The organism is Streptomyces sp. LBL (assembly GCF_029893585.1).
Classification (GTDB): domain Bacteria; phylum Actinomycetota; class Actinomycetes; order Streptomycetales; family Streptomycetaceae; genus Streptomyces.
In genome coordinates, this window is the sequence record NZ_JARXYX010000053.1 from 26,966 (window position 1) to 42,576 (window position 15,611).

The 15,611-nt window shown below is 69.6% G+C and carries 16 protein-coding genes, 6 tRNA genes and 1 pseudogene; 15 read left to right on the forward strand and 8 right to left on the reverse strand.

The features are described from left to right. Window positions 1-189 precede the first annotated feature (189 nt). From M2271_RS40105 to M2271_RS40115, 3 genes are all read left to right on the forward strand, one after another. A complete protein-coding gene (locus M2271_RS40105) occupies window positions 190-387 on the forward strand; it encodes a hypothetical protein (RefSeq protein WP_280892408.1) in 198 nt (65 codons plus the stop codon). 242 nt (window positions 388-629) lie between these two features. Beyond that, window positions 630-1,586, forward strand: a complete 957-nt coding sequence (locus M2271_RS40110; RefSeq protein WP_280892409.1) for an aminoglycoside phosphotransferase family protein — start codon at window positions 630-632, stop codon at window positions 1,584-1,586. 80 nt (window positions 1,587-1,666) lie between these two features. Then, the gene (locus M2271_RS40115) at window positions 1,667-1,960 is read left to right on the forward strand and encodes a zf-TFIIB domain-containing protein (protein WP_280892410.1); all 294 of its coding nucleotides are present in this window, start codon (window positions 1,667-1,669) and stop codon (window positions 1,958-1,960) included. An 88-nt stretch (window positions 1,961-2,048) separates the two neighbouring features. Here the strand turns inward: M2271_RS40115 and M2271_RS40120 are convergent. From M2271_RS40120 to M2271_RS40140, 5 genes are all read right to left on the reverse strand, one after another. Further along, window positions 2,049-2,120: transfer RNA gene (locus M2271_RS40120), tRNA-Val, on the reverse strand. A gap of 55 nt (window positions 2,121-2,175) precedes the next feature. Further along, window positions 2,176-2,247: transfer RNA gene (locus M2271_RS40125), tRNA-Val, on the reverse strand. Between the two features lie 40 nt (window positions 2,248-2,287). Further along, window positions 2,288-2,359 (reverse strand) — tRNA-Val (locus M2271_RS40130). A 1-nt stretch (window position 2,360) separates the two neighbouring features. Continuing rightward, window positions 2,361-2,434: transfer RNA gene (locus M2271_RS40135), tRNA-Cys, on the reverse strand. Between the two features lie 37 nt (window positions 2,435-2,471). Continuing rightward, a tRNA-Gly gene (locus M2271_RS40140) sits at window positions 2,472-2,544 on the reverse strand. A 178-nt stretch (window positions 2,545-2,722) separates the two neighbouring features. Here M2271_RS40140 and M2271_RS40145 point away from each other — a divergent pair. The 3 genes from M2271_RS40145 to M2271_RS40155 all read left to right on the forward strand — a co-directional run bounded on the left by M2271_RS40145 (window position 2,723) and on the right by M2271_RS40155 (window position 5,677). Beyond that, entirely contained in the window at window positions 2,723-3,766 is a 1,044-nt protein-coding gene (locus M2271_RS40145; RefSeq protein WP_280892411.1) for a chorismate-binding protein, read from the forward strand. After that, window positions 3,763-4,584, forward strand: coding sequence for an aminodeoxychorismate lyase (locus M2271_RS40150; protein WP_280892412.1), 822 nt, complete (start codon window positions 3,763-3,765; stop codon window positions 4,582-4,584). Before M2271_RS40145 ends, M2271_RS40150 begins: the two co-directional genes overlap by 4 nt. Window positions 4,585-4,843: 259 nt before the next feature. Next, complete coding sequence (locus M2271_RS40155) at window positions 4,844-5,677, forward strand: GNAT family N-acetyltransferase (protein WP_280892413.1); 834 nt, start codon at window positions 4,844-4,846, stop codon at window positions 5,675-5,677. A gap of 3 nt (window positions 5,678-5,680) precedes the next feature. Here the strand turns inward: M2271_RS40155 and M2271_RS40160 are convergent, their stop codons facing one another. Then, the gene (locus M2271_RS40160; protein WP_280892414.1) at window positions 5,681-6,202 is read right to left on the reverse strand and encodes a DsbA family protein; all 522 of its coding nucleotides are present in this window, start codon (window positions 6,200-6,202) and stop codon (window positions 5,681-5,683) included. A gap of 294 nt (window positions 6,203-6,496) precedes the next feature. Between M2271_RS40160 and M2271_RS40165 the strand changes: the two genes are divergently transcribed. Both M2271_RS40165 and M2271_RS40170 read left to right on the forward strand, forming a co-directional pair. Then, window positions 6,497-6,943 (forward strand): hypothetical protein, encoded by a 447-nt coding sequence (locus M2271_RS40165; RefSeq protein ID WP_280892415.1) that lies wholly within the window; start codon window positions 6,497-6,499, stop codon window positions 6,941-6,943. 177 nt (window positions 6,944-7,120) lie between these two features. Continuing rightward, on the forward strand, window positions 7,121-7,273 hold the full coding sequence (locus M2271_RS40170) for a hypothetical protein (RefSeq protein WP_280892416.1): 153 nt from the start codon (window positions 7,121-7,123) through the stop codon (window positions 7,271-7,273). A 121-nt stretch (window positions 7,274-7,394) separates the two neighbouring features. On the opposite strand, the gene M2271_RS40175 is transcribed toward M2271_RS40170, so the two are convergent. Together M2271_RS40175 and M2271_RS40180 are read right to left on the reverse strand one after the other, a co-directional pair. Then, entirely contained in the window at window positions 7,395-7,955 is a 561-nt protein-coding gene (locus tag M2271_RS40175; protein ID WP_280892423.1) for a CGNR zinc finger domain-containing protein, read from the reverse strand. Window positions 7,956-8,214: 259 nt separating this feature from the next. Continuing rightward, the gene (locus M2271_RS40180) at window positions 8,215-8,628 is read right to left on the reverse strand and encodes an SsgA family sporulation/cell division regulator (protein ID WP_004002642.1); all 414 of its coding nucleotides are present in this window, start codon (window positions 8,626-8,628) and stop codon (window positions 8,215-8,217) included. Window positions 8,629-8,819: 191 nt separating this feature from the next. On the opposite strand from M2271_RS40180, the gene M2271_RS40185 reads away from it, so the two are divergent. The 7 genes and pseudogenes from M2271_RS40185 to M2271_RS40215 all read left to right on the forward strand — a co-directional run. Next, window positions 8,820-9,272, forward strand: a complete 453-nt coding sequence (locus M2271_RS40185; RefSeq protein ID WP_280892417.1) for a TIGR02611 family protein — start codon at window positions 8,820-8,822, stop codon at window positions 9,270-9,272. A gap of 79 nt (window positions 9,273-9,351) precedes the next feature. Then, window positions 9,352-9,423: transfer RNA gene (locus M2271_RS40190), tRNA-Val, on the forward strand. A gap of 535 nt (window positions 9,424-9,958) precedes the next feature. Further along, the gene (locus M2271_RS40195; protein WP_280892418.1) at window positions 9,959-11,248 is read left to right on the forward strand and encodes an extracellular solute-binding protein; all 1,290 of its coding nucleotides are present in this window, start codon (window positions 9,959-9,961) and stop codon (window positions 11,246-11,248) included. Continuing rightward, the gene (locus tag M2271_RS40200) at window positions 11,248-12,249 is read left to right on the forward strand and encodes a sugar ABC transporter permease (RefSeq protein WP_280892419.1); all 1,002 of its coding nucleotides are present in this window, start codon (window positions 11,248-11,250) and stop codon (window positions 12,247-12,249) included. Before M2271_RS40195 ends, M2271_RS40200 begins: the two co-directional genes overlap by 1 nt. Further along, window positions 12,246-13,139 (forward strand): carbohydrate ABC transporter permease, encoded by an 894-nt coding sequence (locus M2271_RS40205; protein ID WP_280892420.1) that lies wholly within the window; start codon window positions 12,246-12,248, stop codon window positions 13,137-13,139. Before M2271_RS40200 ends, M2271_RS40205 begins: the two co-directional genes overlap by 4 nt. 11 nt (window positions 13,140-13,150) lie before the next feature. Next, a complete protein-coding gene (locus M2271_RS40210; protein ID WP_280892421.1) occupies window positions 13,151-13,750 on the forward strand; it encodes a hypothetical protein in 600 nt (199 codons plus the stop codon). A 111-nt stretch (window positions 13,751-13,861) separates the two neighbouring features. Next, window positions 13,862-15,521 (forward strand): annotated as a pseudogene (locus M2271_RS40215) (hypothetical protein); the annotation flags it as partial. Window positions 15,522-15,611: the final 90 nt, after the last annotated feature.

The window sequence follows — 15,611 nt, forward strand, 5'->3', positions numbered from 1 at the left end:
CTCCACCCAGGGGAGTACTCCGCAGGTCATGGCTCATCCTCCGGGAGGCCCGGCAATGGGTACGAGGGCATGACGCCCGGTCGGCGCCGGACGCCTAGATTTGAGGTCAAGCGGCGGGTGCAGCACTCGTCCCCCGAGGTCAGACACCCGCCGCTGCCAAGAAAAACTGAGACGGTCAGGAGAGGGACCATGGCTCTGACGGCACCGCGGACACTGGTCCGCACCCAGGAGCGCAGAGCGCTCCGACCCCGCCGAACGGGCCGTCGCCACCCCTTGGTGGCGACACTCATGGCCCTTCCCCTGGCGGCCCTGCTCCTCCTCGTCTTCGACGGTTGGGAGACAGTGGCCACACAGGCGTCGTCCGTGGGTGTGATGCTGGGGCGCTGAGCGGCGACCCCAGGCCCGGAAGAGCGGTCCGGGCGGGGACATCCACCCATGAAACCCCGTGGGGACGGGGGTGCGGCGGACGGCACAAATGCCGGCGCAGCTGGGGAGCTGCGCCGGCATTGCTGTGTTTGCCGGTTTGCCGGGGCGTGGCCCCGCACCAGCACCGGGCACCTCACAACGGAGGCCGTCGAGACCTGCGTACTCTCACCGACGAGCCACCATCCGCCCGCCCGAGGAGCCCCGTGACCGCACCACCCCTCCTCGCCGAGCTCAAGACCCGAGCCGAGGCGCAGGCCCACAGGACGACATCGGACTGCCTCTGCGGAGCAACACCCGGGGAAGCGACCAGGACCCTCGCCGACCGCCCCGACGCCACCGTCGTCCGCCACGCCCACACCGTCGCCAAGGCCCACGCCCCGGACACGCTCACTCCGGAACTGACCCCCCGCCTCAGCGTCGCCGTCCACCTCTCCGGCATCCTCCTCCCCCCGCTCAGCCCGACTCCCGTCGCCCTGCACGGCCGACTCGTCACGTTCTGGCCGTACGGCACCCCCGTGGACCCGGACACCCCGGACGCGGCCCCCTGGGAGGCCGCCGCGACCCTCCTCGCGCGCCTGCACCGCACCCCGGTCCCGACAACCCCCCTGCCTCCCATGCGCGGCCCCGCGAAGGCCGCCCTCGCCGTAGCCCGTCTCCGTACCGCCGACGCACACCCCGCCACGCACCCCGTTCTGCGCGCCTGGTCCACCCTCCCCACCTGGGCCCGCGCCGAGACCCCGATGCCAGACACCACCGCCCTCTGCCATGGCGACCTCCACCTCGGTCAACTCGTCCGCCACCCGGCCCCCGACGGCCCCTGGCTGCTCATCGACATCGACGACCTCGGTCTCGGCGTCCCGGCCTGGGACCTCGCCCGCCCGGCCGCCTGGTTCGCCTGCGGACTGCTCCGGCCCGACGAGTGGACCCGCTTCCTCACCGCTTACCGCACGGCGGGCGGCCCGGCCGTCCCCGCGGACGGTGACCCCTGGCCCGCCCTGGACGTCCCGGCCCGCGCCCTCACCGTGCAGACCGCCGCCCGCTCGATCGCCAAGGCCGTCGCCGCGGACCGCCCGCTGGACGACGTGGAGCAGGCCCTGGTCGACGCCTGCGACCGCATGGGTTCCGCCCTGCCGGAGGTACGGCAGGGTTTCGCGAAGTAGGGTGCAACTGACCGCAGCCGGACAGAGTCTGTCCTGGCGAAAGGCGAAGCAGGTCCGACCGGCGAGGAGTTGAGCCGACCATGCAGTGTCCGAAGTGCCATGCGCCGATGCACACGTACAACCGCAACGGCGTTCAGATCGAGCAGTGCAGCGGCTGCCGCGGCATTTTTCTCGACTACGGCGAGCTGGAGGCGCTGACCCGCCTGGAGTCCCAGTGGGGCGGCGGCCCCGCCGTTCCGCCGCCTCCGGCCGCTCCGCAGTACCAGGCCGCACCCACCGCTCCCGCCTGGGGCGCCCCGCAGGGCGGGCATCACGGCGGGCATCACGGCGGTCACCACAACCGGGGCTTCGGCCGGATGCTGTTCTCCAGCTGACGGCAGCCGGTCGGCCCCGGCCGACCGGCACACCACCGGGCAGCACACGAAGAAGCCCCCGGCCGCGGAGCCGGGGGCTTTCGATGTGTGGACGATACTGGGATTGAACCAGTGACCTCTTCCGTGTCAGGGAAGCGCTCTCCCGCTGAGCTAATCGTCCTCGGGGGCCATGATCGCTCCGGGATCACCGAAGGAAGCGGATCATGGGCACTGCGTGCGCGATACTGGGATTGAACCAGTGACCTCTTCCGTGTCAGGGAAGCGCTCTCCCGCTGAGCTAATCGCGCGGATCGGAGCCTCGCGGCTCCAGAAGCCCGAGGGCTTCGGTGGACGATACTGGGATTGAACCAGTGACCTCTTCCGTGTCAGGGAAGCGCTCTCCCGCTGAGCTAATCGTCCTTGGAGGTGGAGACGGGATTTGAACCCGTGTAGACGGCTTTGCAGGCCGTTGCCTCGCCTCTCGGCCACTCCACCAGGAGTGCGGGGACCGGCGAGGTCCCCTCTTCCTGCGAGCGGACGACGAGGTTCGAACTCGCGACCTCAACCTTGGCAAGGTTGCGCTCTACCAACTGAGCTACGTCCGCCTGTCGGTTCGGTTCGCTTGCACGACCCGGCGACGTGTTGAACTCTAGCGGATTCCGGGGCCAGCACAAAAACGCGTTTGCGCAGCGTGCTGCGCTGCGCCTGCTCACAGCGGTGCGCGGGGCACCCGGAGGGACACGACCAGGTCACCCTCAGGACACCCGCCATAGACTCGGCTGCGTGCTCCACCTGCCTCCTCTCGCCCGTTTCGGTGACCGGGTCGCCTCCGGACTCCTCGATGTCACGCGTGACCCCGCCGCGCTGGACTCCACGGGCTTCTGGGCCGTGGCCGCCGACTTCGAAGGCCGCCTGACCTGCGCCCGCTTCCGTGACGTACATCACCGTCCGGTCCCCGCCCCGGTCCCGGGGGCGTGGCGCGCGCCGGCCGCCGACCAGTGGGCCTCCTCTCTCGACCGGGCCGCCTACCAGGCCGGGGTGGCGCGTATCCGCGAGTACATCGCGGCCGGCGAGGTCTACCAGGCCAATCTGTGCCGTGTCCTGTCCGCGCCGATCGACCCGGGCGCCGACGTGGACGCCCTCACCGCCCTGCTGGCGTGCGGCAACCCGGCACCCTATGCAGGAACGATCCGCCTGCCCGCTCACGGGGTGGAGATCGCCACCGCCTCCCCGGAACTGTTCCTGCGCCGCGACGGCCGCGCGGTCCTCTCGGGGCCGATCAAGGGGACCGGGCGGACCGAGGCCGACCTGCGGGACAAGGACTACGCCGAGAACGTGATGATCGTCGACCTGGTCCGCAACGACCTGGGCCGGGTGTGCTCCACCGGCAGCGTGACCGTTCCCGAGCTGTGCGTCGTGGAGAAGCACCCCGGCCTGGTCCATCTCGTGTCGACGGTGCGGGGCGAGCTGGGCGCAGACGCGGGCTGGCCGGAGCTGCTGGCCGCCGCCTTTCCGCCCGGTTCGGTCACCGGGGCTCCCAAGTGGAGCGCCCTGCGGATCATCGAGACACTGGAGACCGTGCCACGGGGGCCGTACTGCGGTGGGATCGGCTGGGTGGACGCCGACCGCGGCACCGGTGAGCTGGCAGTGGGCATCCGCACCTTCTGGATCGACCGCGCGGACGGTGTGCTGCGGTTCGGTACCGGCGCCGGCATCACCTGGGGCTCCGACCCCGAGGCCGAATGGCAGGAGACCGAGCTCAAGGCGTCCCGGCTGCTCGCTGTAGCGTCGGGAGAGTACGAGGCGAACGGAGAGGGACCGACGTGAAGATCTGGCTCGACGGCGGACTGCAGGACAGCGAGTCCGCCCGGGTGTCCGCCTTCGACCACGGGCTGACCGTGGGCGACGGCATCTTCGAGACGGTGAAGGCGGTCGACGGGAAGCTGTTCGCGCTCACCCGTCACCTGGACCGGCTGACCCGCTCCGCGCGCGGACTCGGTCTGCCCGACCCCGACCTCGACGAGGTCCGCCGCGCCTGCGCCGCCGTCCTGGCGGCCGACCCGATGCCGCTCGGCCGACTGCGCGTCACGTACACGGGCGGTCACGGTCCGCTCGGCTCCGACCGCGGCGAGCACGGCCCGACCCTCCTGGTCGCCCTCGGGGAGTCCGCGCGGCGCCCCGACTCGACGGCCGTGATCACCGTCCCCTGGACCCGCAACGAACGCGGCGCGCTCGCAGGCCTCAAGACGACGTCGTACGCCGAGAACGTCGTCGCCCTGGCCCGCGCCCGCGAACAGGGTGCTTCCGAGGCGCTGTTCGGCAACACGGTGGGACAGCTCTGTGAGGGCACCGGCTCCAACGTCTTCGTCGTCCTCGACGGCGAGATCCACACCCCGCCGCTCGCCTCCGGCTGCCTCGCGGGCATCACCCGCGCCCTGACCGTCGCGTGGACCGGGGCCAAGGAGACCGACCTGCCGCTGGATGTCCTGGACCGGGCGGACGAGGTCTTCCTGACCTCCAGCCTGCGGGACGTGCAGGCCGTGCACCGTGTCGACGACCGCGAACTGCCCAGCGCCCCGGGCCCGGTGACCGCCAAGGCCATGCGGATCTTCGACGAGCGGTCCGGGCACGATCAGGACCCCTGACCTCCAGGCCCGGCAAGTCTCCGGGACCGGCAAGTCCGCAGGCCCCTGAGCCACCCCTGAGCCACCCCTGAGCCACGGTAAGCCCCTGAGCCCGCAGGTCCCGCAGCCCGCGGGTCGCCCTGCGCCCGCAGGTCCCCCTGCCCGCGCGCCCCGCAAGCCCCAGACCCGGCAAGCCTCCGGGACCCGCAAGCCCCCAGCGCCCGTGAGAGCGCGGGAAAATAGGCTGACGCGGGCCTGCGCGGCGGGTAGAACTCCCCTGATGACCACGACTCTGCGGCCGACCGAGCCGCTACAGCGCGCAGCCGACGGGACGCGTTCACGCCGTTACCAGGTGTGTGTGAACAGCCGTCCCGTCGGCGGGATACACCTCTCCACGTCCCCCTCCTTCGGAGACGCGGTGGCCCGGATCCTGGACCTGCACATCGAGGAGCCGGACCGTCGGCGCGGCCGGGGGACGGTGGCGGCGCTCGCGGCGGAGGAGGTGGCGCGCGGCTGGGGCTGCACGCGCGTCGAGGCGTCGGTGCCCGCCGACGCCGAGGCGGCACTGAGGGCGGCGACCGCGCTCGGATACGTCGTACGCAACCGGCAGATGGGGAAGGCACTCGCCGCCGCCGCCACCATCCCGCCGCAGCTGCCCGCCGGGAGCCGGGGCCGCGCCCTGACCCCGGCGGAGTTCGACGACTGGCAGGAGCGCCAGAAGGCCGCCTACGCGGAGAGCTGGTTCTCCAGAGGAGTACCCGAGGCCCAGGCATGGGCCAAAGCCGAGAAGGACTACGCCGAACTCCTGCCCGACGGCACGGCCACCGAAGGCATGATCCTCAGCGTCCTGGAGCACGAGGGGGCGCGGGTCGGCACGCTGTGGGTGGGCCTCCATGAGGACCGGGCCTTCGTCTACGACGTCCAGACCGATGAGGAGCACCGCGGCCGGGGCCACGGCCGGACGCTGATGCTGCTGGCCGAGGCGCAGTCCGCCGCGGCCGGATGGACCGGCATCCGGCTGAACGTCTTCGCGGGCAACACCCCGGCCGAGCGGCTCTACGAGTCACTCGGCTACGAGACGCTCACCTACCACCTGAGCAAGGACTTGCTGTAAGGGTCACGCGCCTTCGGTCAGCAGCCGGTCGGCGATCTCCTCGACGCGCTCGCGCAGCCCTTCCTGGCTTTTGCCGCCGTCGAGGCGCTCGCCGCCGATGACGTAGGTGGGGGTGCCGGTCACGCCGATCGCCTTGCCCTCGGCCTGGTCCGCGTCCACGATCAGGATGTGCCGGCCGTCGATCAGCGCGGTGTCGAACTCCTCGGCGTCCAGGCCGAGTTCCCGGGCGACCTCGATCAGGAAGGATTCCCCCTCGCGGTCCAGTTCCTCGACCCGGCCGAGCACCGCCTCGACGTACGGCCACCCCTGCCCCTGCGCCGCGGCCTCCTCGGCGGCCTGGGCGGCGGCGAAGGCGTGTTTGTGCTTCTCCAGCGGGAAGTGCCGCAACCGCAGCTCCAGCCGCTCGCCGTAGCGGGCGCGCAGGGCCCGGAGGTCGTCCAGGGCGGTGCGGCAGTCCGAGCACTGGAGTTCGTACCAGACGTCGAGTACGGGGGCGGCGGGGCGGGCGGGGGAGGAGTCGCTCATGCCCCCAGTCTCCCAGCCTCCCAGCCCGGCTCGGCACGACCCGATCGGACCTGGGTGCCCCCGTGAGCCCTGCCGAGCCTGCCGAGCCGTACGTCGTACTACTCGTCCGGCCCCTCCCGAGTCGTGCGGCTTTCGACTCCTACGACTCCTACGACTCTTACGGCACCTGCGGAGGAGCCGACCCGGAGATGTCCCTGATGTCCGGCCGGAACATGGCCCGGCGGCGTGTGACGGGTGCAGGATGGAAAGGACGAAAGCGGCCGCTGGCCGACCGAGCCCTGCCTGGAGGACCGGATGATTGCCGAGACCGTCTGTTCCGCCGTCGCCGCGGCCGGCCTGGGCATCGCGGCGGTCACGGCGTACCGCAAGCGTTTCCTCGCGGCCACGCGCATCGCCGCCTACTCGCTCGTCCCCATCGGTCTGGTCATGACCGGTGTCGTCGGGTGGGTGGCGGACACCGCCTTCAGCCCGGCGGCCTGGGCGGGCTTCGGCGTGCTCGGTCTCTCCTGGCTGCTGTTCGCGACCACCCGCGCGGTGGAGCGCCGTCGGGGTGGCACCCGCAGGGAGCGCAGGGCCGCCGCCAAGGAGGCTGGGCGCGAGGCGGTGGCCCCGGCGGCTTCGGCGCCCTCCCTGGGCCCGGCCTCCCGCCCGGCGGCCCAGCCCGCGAGCCGGCCGCGCAAGGAGTCGGCGGCCGAGGACTTCAGCGACATCGAGGCCATCTTGAAGAAGCACGGCATATGACCTGTGGCTGCGGCGGCATATGACTTCCGCATGACGACAGAAACGTCACAGAGAGGTCCCCGCCCGTCCGGAAGTGATCACGACCCGAACCGGACATCACGGAATACGGCGAACTCCCGCTCATTACGGGCGTGTTGATCGCGTGGCGTGTGCAGACTGCGTCATCATCGCCGCGAGATGCTGGACACGAAACAGAGCGACGCCGCGCCACCTCAGGACGAGCCGCGCGGATGCCTCTTCGCCCTTTCCCAGCCACCGCTGATGATCTTTCTTGCGGTGATCGGGTGTCTGCTGCTCTTGGCTGCGCTGCACGATCTGCTGCTGCTCTGAGCCGTACCCGCGGTCTCCGGCGCCACCCGCCGGGGGCCGCGTCGACACCGCCGCGTCGACACCGCTGGGTCGACACCGCTGGGTCGTCCAGACGTTCCGGATCGGCCGCTGATCGGATCTCTCAGCTCGCTGCTTCCTTGCGCCGCGCCCGGTACGCCGCCACGTGCAGCCGGTTTCCGCAGGTGCGGCTGTCGCAGTAGCGTCGCGAGCGATTGCGGGACAGGTCCACGAAGGCGCGCCGGCAGTCGGGCGCCTCGCAGCGGCGCAGCCGCTCCTGCTCACCGGCCACCACGAAGAACGCCAGCGCCATCCCGCAGTCGGCCGCCAGGTGGTCGGCGACGGAGGCTCCCGGGGCGAAGTAGTGGACATGCCAGTCGTAGCTGTCGTGGTCCGTGAGTCGTGGGGTGGTGCCCGCGGCGGCGACAAGCTCGTTGATCAGTCCGGCGGCGGTCCGGGCGTCAGGGGCGGCGAAGACCGCGGCGAACCGTCCGCGGATCTTGCGCACTGCCGAGAGGTCGAACTCCGAGAGCACGCCGACATCGCTCATCTTGTGGTTCTGTACGAAACTCTCCAGGGCTGCGACGTCCTGCAGCCCGTCCGGAGTGGTGTCGTCCTCCGGCGCGGTGTTGACCAGATCCACCACGCTGTCGAGGGCGCACCGAGCGTCGTGGGTGATCAGCACGTTCTGCTCCCTGGCCTGGGGCGGGCGCACGCCCGCCGATGCTGGCCGATGGTATCGGCTCGCACGGAGAGTGAGTATCCGCCCGTTCCCTGCCGCCGACCGACAGCAGCCGACCCTCAGGGCCGGGAAGTACACGTAGCACCGGCACCGCCCCGCGAGGATCCGCGGCGACGGCGCCGGTGTGTGCCGTATGCGGTTGTCTCAGCCCGAGCCGTCTCCCCGAGTGGACGGCGCCGGGCGGCTCTGTGCGGCCTCGCCCCTAGCTTTCCGCCAGGATGTGCGAGAGCTCCTGATCGAGATCGAAGTGCCGGTGTTCCGTGCCGGGCGGCACGGCGGCGTCAGTGCGCTTCAGGAAGGACTCCAGGGCCCGCGCCGGGGCCTCGAGCAGGGCCTCGCCCTCCGGCGAACTCAGGGCGATGCAGACGACGCCCTGGCCATGACTGCGCGACGGCCAGACGCGGACGTCGCCGGTTCCGGTGGGCCGGTGGAGGCCCTCCGCGAGGAGGTCGCGGGCGAACACCCACTCGACGGTTTCCTCGGCTCCGGTGTGGAAGGTGGCGTGCACGGCGTAGGGGTCGGCCGTGTCGTACCGCAGGCCTGCGGGGACAGGCAGGGAGGACTCGCTCGACACAACGAGGCGCAGGTGCAGCTCGCAGCTGACCGTGGTGTTCATAAGCGCCAGGGCCTTTCGCTCAGTGTGCGCTCGGGGGTTCGCACGTCGGCGAAATCGACATGCCACCTACGGTGCCGTTGTAAACCCCTCTGGGTGTTTTGCGTGCCTTTACGTAACTCTTCCGGCCGATAGCGTGTTCGTACGTTACGCCCATTCCGGTGACTGGTTTCTGTCCGGTAGGGTTTGGCCGTATGAATACGGGGAGTGACGAGTCGGGCGAGGTTGCCGTGGCGGCGGACGGGGCGAAGGCGGACGGGTCGACGACCGAGCAGGGGCTCGGCTCCAAGGCGCCCGAATTCGTCAAGGCGCGCCGCATGCTGCACCTGAGCTGGCAGGTCGGGATATTCGTCATCGGGCTCGCGGTCGTGGTGCTCGGCATCATCATGCTGCCGTTGCCCGGGCCGGGCTGGGTGGTGATCTTCGGCGGCATGGCGATCTGGGCCACCGAGTTCGTCTGGGCCCAGCTGGTGCTGCGCTGGACCAAACGCAAGGTCACCGAGGCGGCGCAGCGTGCCCTGGATCCTGAGGTGCGGCGGCGCAACATCATCCTGACGTCGATCGGCCTGGTGATCGTGGCCGCCATCGTCGGTGTCTACCTGTGGAAGTTCGGCGTCGTGATGCCCTGGAAGATCAAGGACCAGTGATCCACGACGGGGGGTGCGCGGGCCGGTCGGCGCGGGTCATCCGCACTCCCTGACATGCGGTAATCTTCTTGCTGCGCCCGGGCGATTAGCTCAGTGGGAGAGCGCTTCGTTCACACCGAAGAGGTCACTGGTTCGAACCCAGTATCGCCCACCCGGAACGGCGGCCCGTCTGCGAGAAGCAGGCGGGCCGCTGTCGTACAGAGACGGGCCGCCGTCGTATGCGCATCGGGAGTGCTCGATCCCGGCCCGGGAGCCGGGCGGGGTCGAAGACACCCGCTCCTGGCCTGGGGGCAGCACCGACGCGGCGTTGGCCTCCCGGCGGCCGGGGCGGGATCGAGGACACCGACTCCCGGCCTGGGAGAGGGAAAGCCGTTCGGCTTGCCTGATCAGGCGGGTTCTGGTCGGTCGGCATTCGCGCGTCGAGGGGTACGGCGCCCTTGTCCGGTACGCGCGTGCCGAGGGCCACAACGCGTTCGGCCTGTCGATCGTGCGGGCTTCACCTGCGGCATCACCGTTCTTCGACCGGGAATCGAACCCGACGCGCCGTCACCTCGTGGTGCCCGCCCAGGAGAAATTCCTGTCCGAATCATTGACGCGCTCCGGGGCCCTCCGTAACTTGTGGCAGCAAGCGCTTACTTGAAACGATTCATGCAGGCGGCAATGACGCTGCGCGGGGAGGCCCGACTGTGGGAACCAGCAGGAATGTCGAGAGGCGAACGATTTTCAAGGCCGCGGGGGCTACGGCGGCCACGCTGAGCCTGGCCGCGACCACGGGGTGCGGGGGAGACAGTGGGACCTCCGCGGACGGAACAGTGACGATCCGTTACGCGTGGTGGGGTGCCGAGGACCGGGCCCAGCGCATCAACAAGACCATCGCGCTCTTCGAGAAGAAGTATCCGAAGATCAAGGTGAAAACGGACTTCCAGCCCTACACCGACTTCTGGAAGAAGTTCAACACCCAGGCCTCCGGCGGCAATCCGCCGGACGTCTTCCAGAATGCCATTGCATTCCTGCGGAAATACGACGCGAAGAACGTACTGCTGGATCTCGATGAGCAGGTCAAGGCGGGCAATCTGTCCATGGACGGCTTCCGGGCCGGCCTGGAGAAGTTCGGCGAGATCGACGGCAAGCTCCTCGGAGTTCCGGTCGGCTCCAACTCGATGGCCCTGGTCATCGACAAGCCCGTCTACACCAGGGCGGGGGTGAAGCCGAAGCAGGGCTGGACCTGGGACGACTTCGACGCGGCGATGAAGAAGATCCGCGACAGGACCGGGCGTGCCGGTGACAGCGGCATGTACGGCGTCATGTACCTCTACGACCTCTACCTGCGCCAGAACGGCAAGGCGTTCTTCACCGACGAAGGGCTCGGCTTCACCGAGGCCGATCTCACGGACTGGTGGACGAAGGCCAAGAAGGGCGTTCAGGAGGGCGTCTTCGCCGACGCCAAGAAGGTCGCCCAGGTCAAGCCCAAGTCGGCCGTCTCCGCGGAACTCGCCGCCAGCGAGTTCACCTGGGACAACTTCACCGTCCGCTACACCGCCGAGGGCAAGAGCGAGTACGGTCTGGCCACCATCCCGACCACGGACGGCAAGAAGACCGGCCAGTACCTCGGCTCCCTCATGCTGAGCGGCTCCAAGAGAACACAGCACCCCAAAGAGGTCGCCCAGTTCATCGACTTCATGGTGCACGACCCCGAGGTCGCCAAGATCATGGGCTACGACCGCGGGGTGCCCGCGACCCAGGCCCAGTTCGACGCGTACAAGCCGACCGACGAGGCCGACAAGGCGATCGCCGCCTACGAGACGTCCCTGGTCTCCGCGGGCGTCCTGGAGCCCATCACCCCGCACCCGAACGGTGCCGACATCTGCGAGAGCGCCTTCCTGCGCATCGCCGAGGAACTCGCCCTGGGCACGCGCTCCGTGGACGAGGCCGTCAAGCAGTTCTTCACCGAGTCGAAGACGGCTCTCGTCGGCTGATGGGGACCACCGTGACACCCGCCCCCGCCATGGAGGGCCTGTCCAGGGACTCCGAGCCGCGGCACGGCCCGATGGACTCCTCGCGCCCCGCCGCACTCAAGCGGCGGGGCCGCCGGGAGACGCTGGCCGGCTACCTCTTCATGTCCCCGTGGATCGCAGGTTTCCTGCTGCTCACGGCAGGGCCCATGATCGCCTCGCTCTACTTCGCGTTCACCGACTACAACCTCTTCGACACGCCTCAGTGGATCGGTCTCGACAACTTCTCCGAGATGTTCGGCGACCCGCGCTGGCGCCACTCGGTGCGGGTGACGATGTGGTATGTCGTCGTCGGTACGCCGCTCAAGCTGCTCCTGGCTCTCGGTGTGGCGCTGCTGCTCGCCCAGAAGCGACGCGGACAGGCCTTCTACCGGGCCGCCTTCTACGCACCGTCGCTGATCGGGGCGAGCGTCTCCGTCGCGATCGTCTGGAAGGCGATCTTCTCGGACGACGCGATCGTCGACCGTACGCAGAAGGTCTTCGGGATCGATGTCGGCGGCTGGACCGGCGACCCACAGATGATCATCTACAGCCTGGTGGCGCTCACCGTCTGGCAGTTCGGCGCCCCCATGGTCATCTTCCTGGCCGGTCTCAAGCAGGTACCGCGCGAGTTGTACGAGGCGGCCGCGGTCGACGGGGCCGGCCCGATGCGACGGTTCTGGAACATCACCCTCCCGATGATTTCCCCGGTCCTCTTCTTCAACGTGCTGCTGGAGACGATCCACTCCTTCCAGATCTTCAGCTCGGCGTACATCGTCGGCGGCGGCGCCGGAGGCAACGCCTGCGGTCCGGCGGACGGCTCGATGGTCTACACCTGCTATCTCTACGTCCAGGGCTTCGAGAACAGCCGGATGGGCCTGGCCTCCGCCATGGCCTGGATGCTGCTCGTCGCGGTCGCCCTGGTGACGGCGGTGCTGTTCTGGTCCCAGAGGCGCTGGGTGCACTACGAGGAGGGCGCCCGATGAGCGCGCAGGCCACCGACATCACACCGGCTGGATCCGCGAAGGCGGGCAGCGTCCGTCGCAAGCTGCCCGGTTCCCTCGCCTGGCACATCGGCTCCCTGGTGATCCTCGGGGTGATTCTCTACCCGGTGGTCTGGCTGATCGGCGGTTCCTTCAAGCGGAGCGGGGACATCGTCGGGAGCCTGGACCTCTTCCCGGGCGACCCGATCACCTCGAACTACACGGGGCTCTCCGACGGCATCGCGGACATCTCGATCTCCACGTTCTTCGTCAACTCGCTCACGCTCGCGGTGGGTTCGGTGGTCGGGATCCTGGTGTCCTGCTCGCTGACCGCGTACGCCTTCGCGAAGATCAGGTTCGCGGGCCGCAACCTCCTGTTCACGCTGATGATCGGCACCCTGCTGTTGCCGTACCACGTGCTGCTGATCCCGCAGTACGTGCTCTTCCGCAACCTGAACCTGATCAACACGTACACCCCGCTCCTGCTGGGGAAGTACCTGGCCACGGAGGCGTTCTTCGTCTTCCTGATGGTGCAGTTCATGCGCAACCTGCCCAAGGAACTCGACGAGGCGGCCCGTCTCGACGGCTGCGGACACTTCCGTATCTACTGGTCGATCGTGCTCCCGCTGTGCCGTCCGGCCCTGATCACCAGCGCGATCTTCACCTTCATCAACTCCTGGAACGACTTCATGGGCCCGCTGATCTACCTGAACGAGCCCGACAAATACACGGTCTCCCTCGGTCTGAAGATGTTCGTGGACCAGGAAGGCCTGGCGAACTACGGCGGCATGATCGCGATGTCGCTGGTCGCCCTGCTGCCGGTGCTCGCCTTCTTCCTCGCCTTCCAGCGCTATCTGATCGACGGTATGGCGACGTCCGGACTGAAGGGCTGAGGCGGTTCCCCATGGCCGAAGCACGCGTGAAAGCCCGCGCCGCGCGGGGGGAGTCCGTGTTCGCCGAGCGGTTCGCCGTGTTCGCCGAGTGTCTGCTGACCGGTGTGTGGATCGCGGTGGCCTCCCTGGGGGTGGTCACCTACCCGGCCGCCTTCGCGGCCGGGGCTCGGCACCTGCGGCGACGTACCGCCCATGAGAACGGCGGCTGGCGGGAGTTCGTCGCCGACTTCCGGGCCGCCGTGCGCGGTGGATGGGTGGTCGGACTGGTCGGCTGGGCGGCGGTCGCCGCGGTCTGGGTGGACGTGCAGGCCGCGCGGGCCGGGATTCCCGGCGGGCCGCTCGTCGGGGCGGTCGGTGTGTTCGCGCTGATCGGTCTGGTCGTGGCCGGGCTGCGGGCGTCCGCCGTCTGGACGCCGGATGCGGCCTGGCGTGCCCTGCTCGCACAGGCCGGCCGCCGTACCGTGCTGGACCCCGCCGGGTCCTTCCTGCTCGTCGGCGGGCTGACCGTCGTGGCCGTGTCCGCCTGGTTCGTCGCGCCGCTGGCGGTCCCCGTCCTGGGCGCCGTCGCGGCGGCATCCGTCGCCGTCGAGGAGCGCTACCGGCACCGCTGACGGGCGGTGGGCGGCGCCCTCGCAGCAGGTCGGCGCCGCGGGCGTCGCTCTCGCTGTCATGCCCCTGACTATTCGCTCCTGACCACTCCCTGCACCCGTACGGAAAGGAAAGGCTCCGGCAAGCTCACGCTCACCGCCGGCGACCCGGCCGCCCCCGGCGAGAAGGTCACCGTCGGCAAGAACGGCGGCACGATCACCGTCTCCACCGGGGTCATCACCGCGAAGATCGGCACCACCGGCGCCACGCTGATCACGTCGGTCACCCGTGGCTCGACGGAGATCGCCAAGAACGGCCGGCTCGTGCTGATCCGCCAGCCCGAGATCGAGGACGAGGACCAGTGCGCGGTGAAGACCGAACGCTTCGACGGGGCCATCTCCTCGGTCACCGTCGAACAGGAGGGTCCGGTCCGCGCGGTCGTCAAGATCGACGGAAAGCACCGCAAGGGCGACCGGAGTTGGCTGCCGTTCTCGATCCGGCTCTACTTCTACGCGGGTGCCGACTCCTTCCGCATGGTGCACACCATCACCTACGACGGGAAGCAGGAGCCCGGCAAGGCAAGCGGCGACTTCATCCGCGGCCTCGGCGTCCGCTTCACCGTGCCGATGCGCGACCAGGCGTACGACCGCCACATCCGGATCGGCGGCGAGGGCACCGGTCTGCTGCGCGAGGCCGTCAAGGGCATCACCGGACTGCGCCGCGACCCCGGCGCGGCCGTCCAGGCGGCGCAGTACGAGGGGAAGAAGCTGCCGGACCCGTCCACCTGGGACCAGCGGGTGACGACCAGGCTGCAGTACATCCCCGAGTGGGGGCGACTACACCCTCTCCCAGCTCTCCGCCGACGGGTTCACGCTGCGCAAGCGCACCAAGAAGGGGCACGGCTGGATCGGCACCGGCGGTGGCAGGCGGGCCTCCGGCTTCGGGTACGTCGGCGGGGCGAGCGGCGGGTTCTCCTTCGGCCTGCGGGACTTCTGGGAGAAGTTCCCGGCCCAGCTCGACATCCGCGACGCCCACACCGACGAGGCCGAGGTCACCCTCTGGCTCTGGTCGCCCGAGGCCCAGCCCATGGACCTGCGCTTCTACCACGACGGCATGGGCCAGGACACGTACGCCGAGCAGCTCGAAGGCCTCAACATCACCTACGAGGACTACGAGCCCGAGTTCGGCACCCCCTACGGCATCGCCCGCACCTCCGAACTCCTCTTCTGGGCCAACGAGTCGACACCGAGCGCCGACCGGCTCGCCGAACAGGTCGAGGCCGTACGGGTACTGCCACAGCTGGCCGCCCCGCCCAAGCAGCTCATCAAGGCCAAGGTCTTCGGCCCGGGTCTCTACTCCGAGCCGGACCGTTCCACGCCCGCCAAGGCGAAGATCGAGGACGAGACGTTCCTCGTCCTGGACCCCCAGCGCAAGGTCCGCCCCGACCCGGAGTACACGCCCGCCCCGCATGCCCTGTCGATCGGCTTCGGCACCGACTGGAGCGGCCTGGTCTCGGCGTGGCTGACCGAGTGGGAACGCAAGGGCCCCCAGTGGGAGAAGGTCGAAGCACGGGTGCGGTCGACGATGGAGACCATCGCCGCCCAGCCCAACGGCTTTGTGCAGGGCAGCGGGTTGTACGACCTCGACACGGGCAGGTTCGCGGTCTCCGACAAGCCGGTGGTCAGCGTCTCGCACCTCTCCGCCGTCTTCGGCCTCAACGAGCTGTGTGCCGAACTCATCGACCTGGTGGACCTGCCCAAGTTCAACGAGGCCTACTTCGACTACTGCCGCTACCGGGATTCATTCGCAGTGCATCGGCCTTCAGGCCGGTGGTGAGGCGAATCTGGTGGTGGCGACGCGGAGCGTCGCGGATTCAAGTCCGGC

Bases quoted from the DNA above. Each gene is read 5' to 3' on its own strand.
- M2271_RS40165 (WP_280892415.1), top strand. From the start codon at position 6,497: ATGATTGCCGAGACCGTCTGTTCCGCCGTCGCCGCGGCCGGCCTGGGC.
- M2271_RS40170 (WP_280892416.1), top strand. From the start codon at position 7,121: ATGCTGGACACGAAACAGAGCGACGCCGCGCCACCTCAGGACGAGCCG.
- M2271_RS40180 (WP_004002642.1), bottom strand. From the start codon at position 8,628: ATGAACACCACGGTCAGCTGCGAGCTGCACCTGCGCCTCGTTGTGTCG.
- M2271_RS40200 (WP_280892419.1), top strand. From the start codon at position 11,248: ATGGGGACCACCGTGACACCCGCCCCCGCCATGGAGGGCCTGTCCAGG.
- M2271_RS40205 (WP_280892420.1), top strand. From the start codon at position 12,246: ATGAGCGCGCAGGCCACCGACATCACACCGGCTGGATCCGCGAAGGCG.
- M2271_RS40115 (WP_280892410.1), top strand. From the start codon at position 1,667: ATGCAGTGTCCGAAGTGCCATGCGCCGATGCACACGTACAACCGCAAC.
- M2271_RS40185 (WP_280892417.1), top strand. From the start codon at position 8,820: ATGAATACGGGGAGTGACGAGTCGGGCGAGGTTGCCGTGGCGGCGGAC.
- M2271_RS40160 (WP_280892414.1), bottom strand. From the start codon at position 6,202: ATGAGCGACTCCTCCCCCGCCCGCCCCGCCGCCCCCGTACTCGACGTC.
- M2271_RS40105 (WP_280892408.1), top strand. From the start codon at position 190: ATGGCTCTGACGGCACCGCGGACACTGGTCCGCACCCAGGAGCGCAGA.
- M2271_RS40155 (WP_280892413.1), top strand. From the start codon at position 4,844: ATGACCACGACTCTGCGGCCGACCGAGCCGCTACAGCGCGCAGCCGAC.
- M2271_RS40210 (WP_280892421.1), top strand. From the start codon at position 13,151: ATGGCCGAAGCACGCGTGAAAGCCCGCGCCGCGCGGGGGGAGTCCGTG.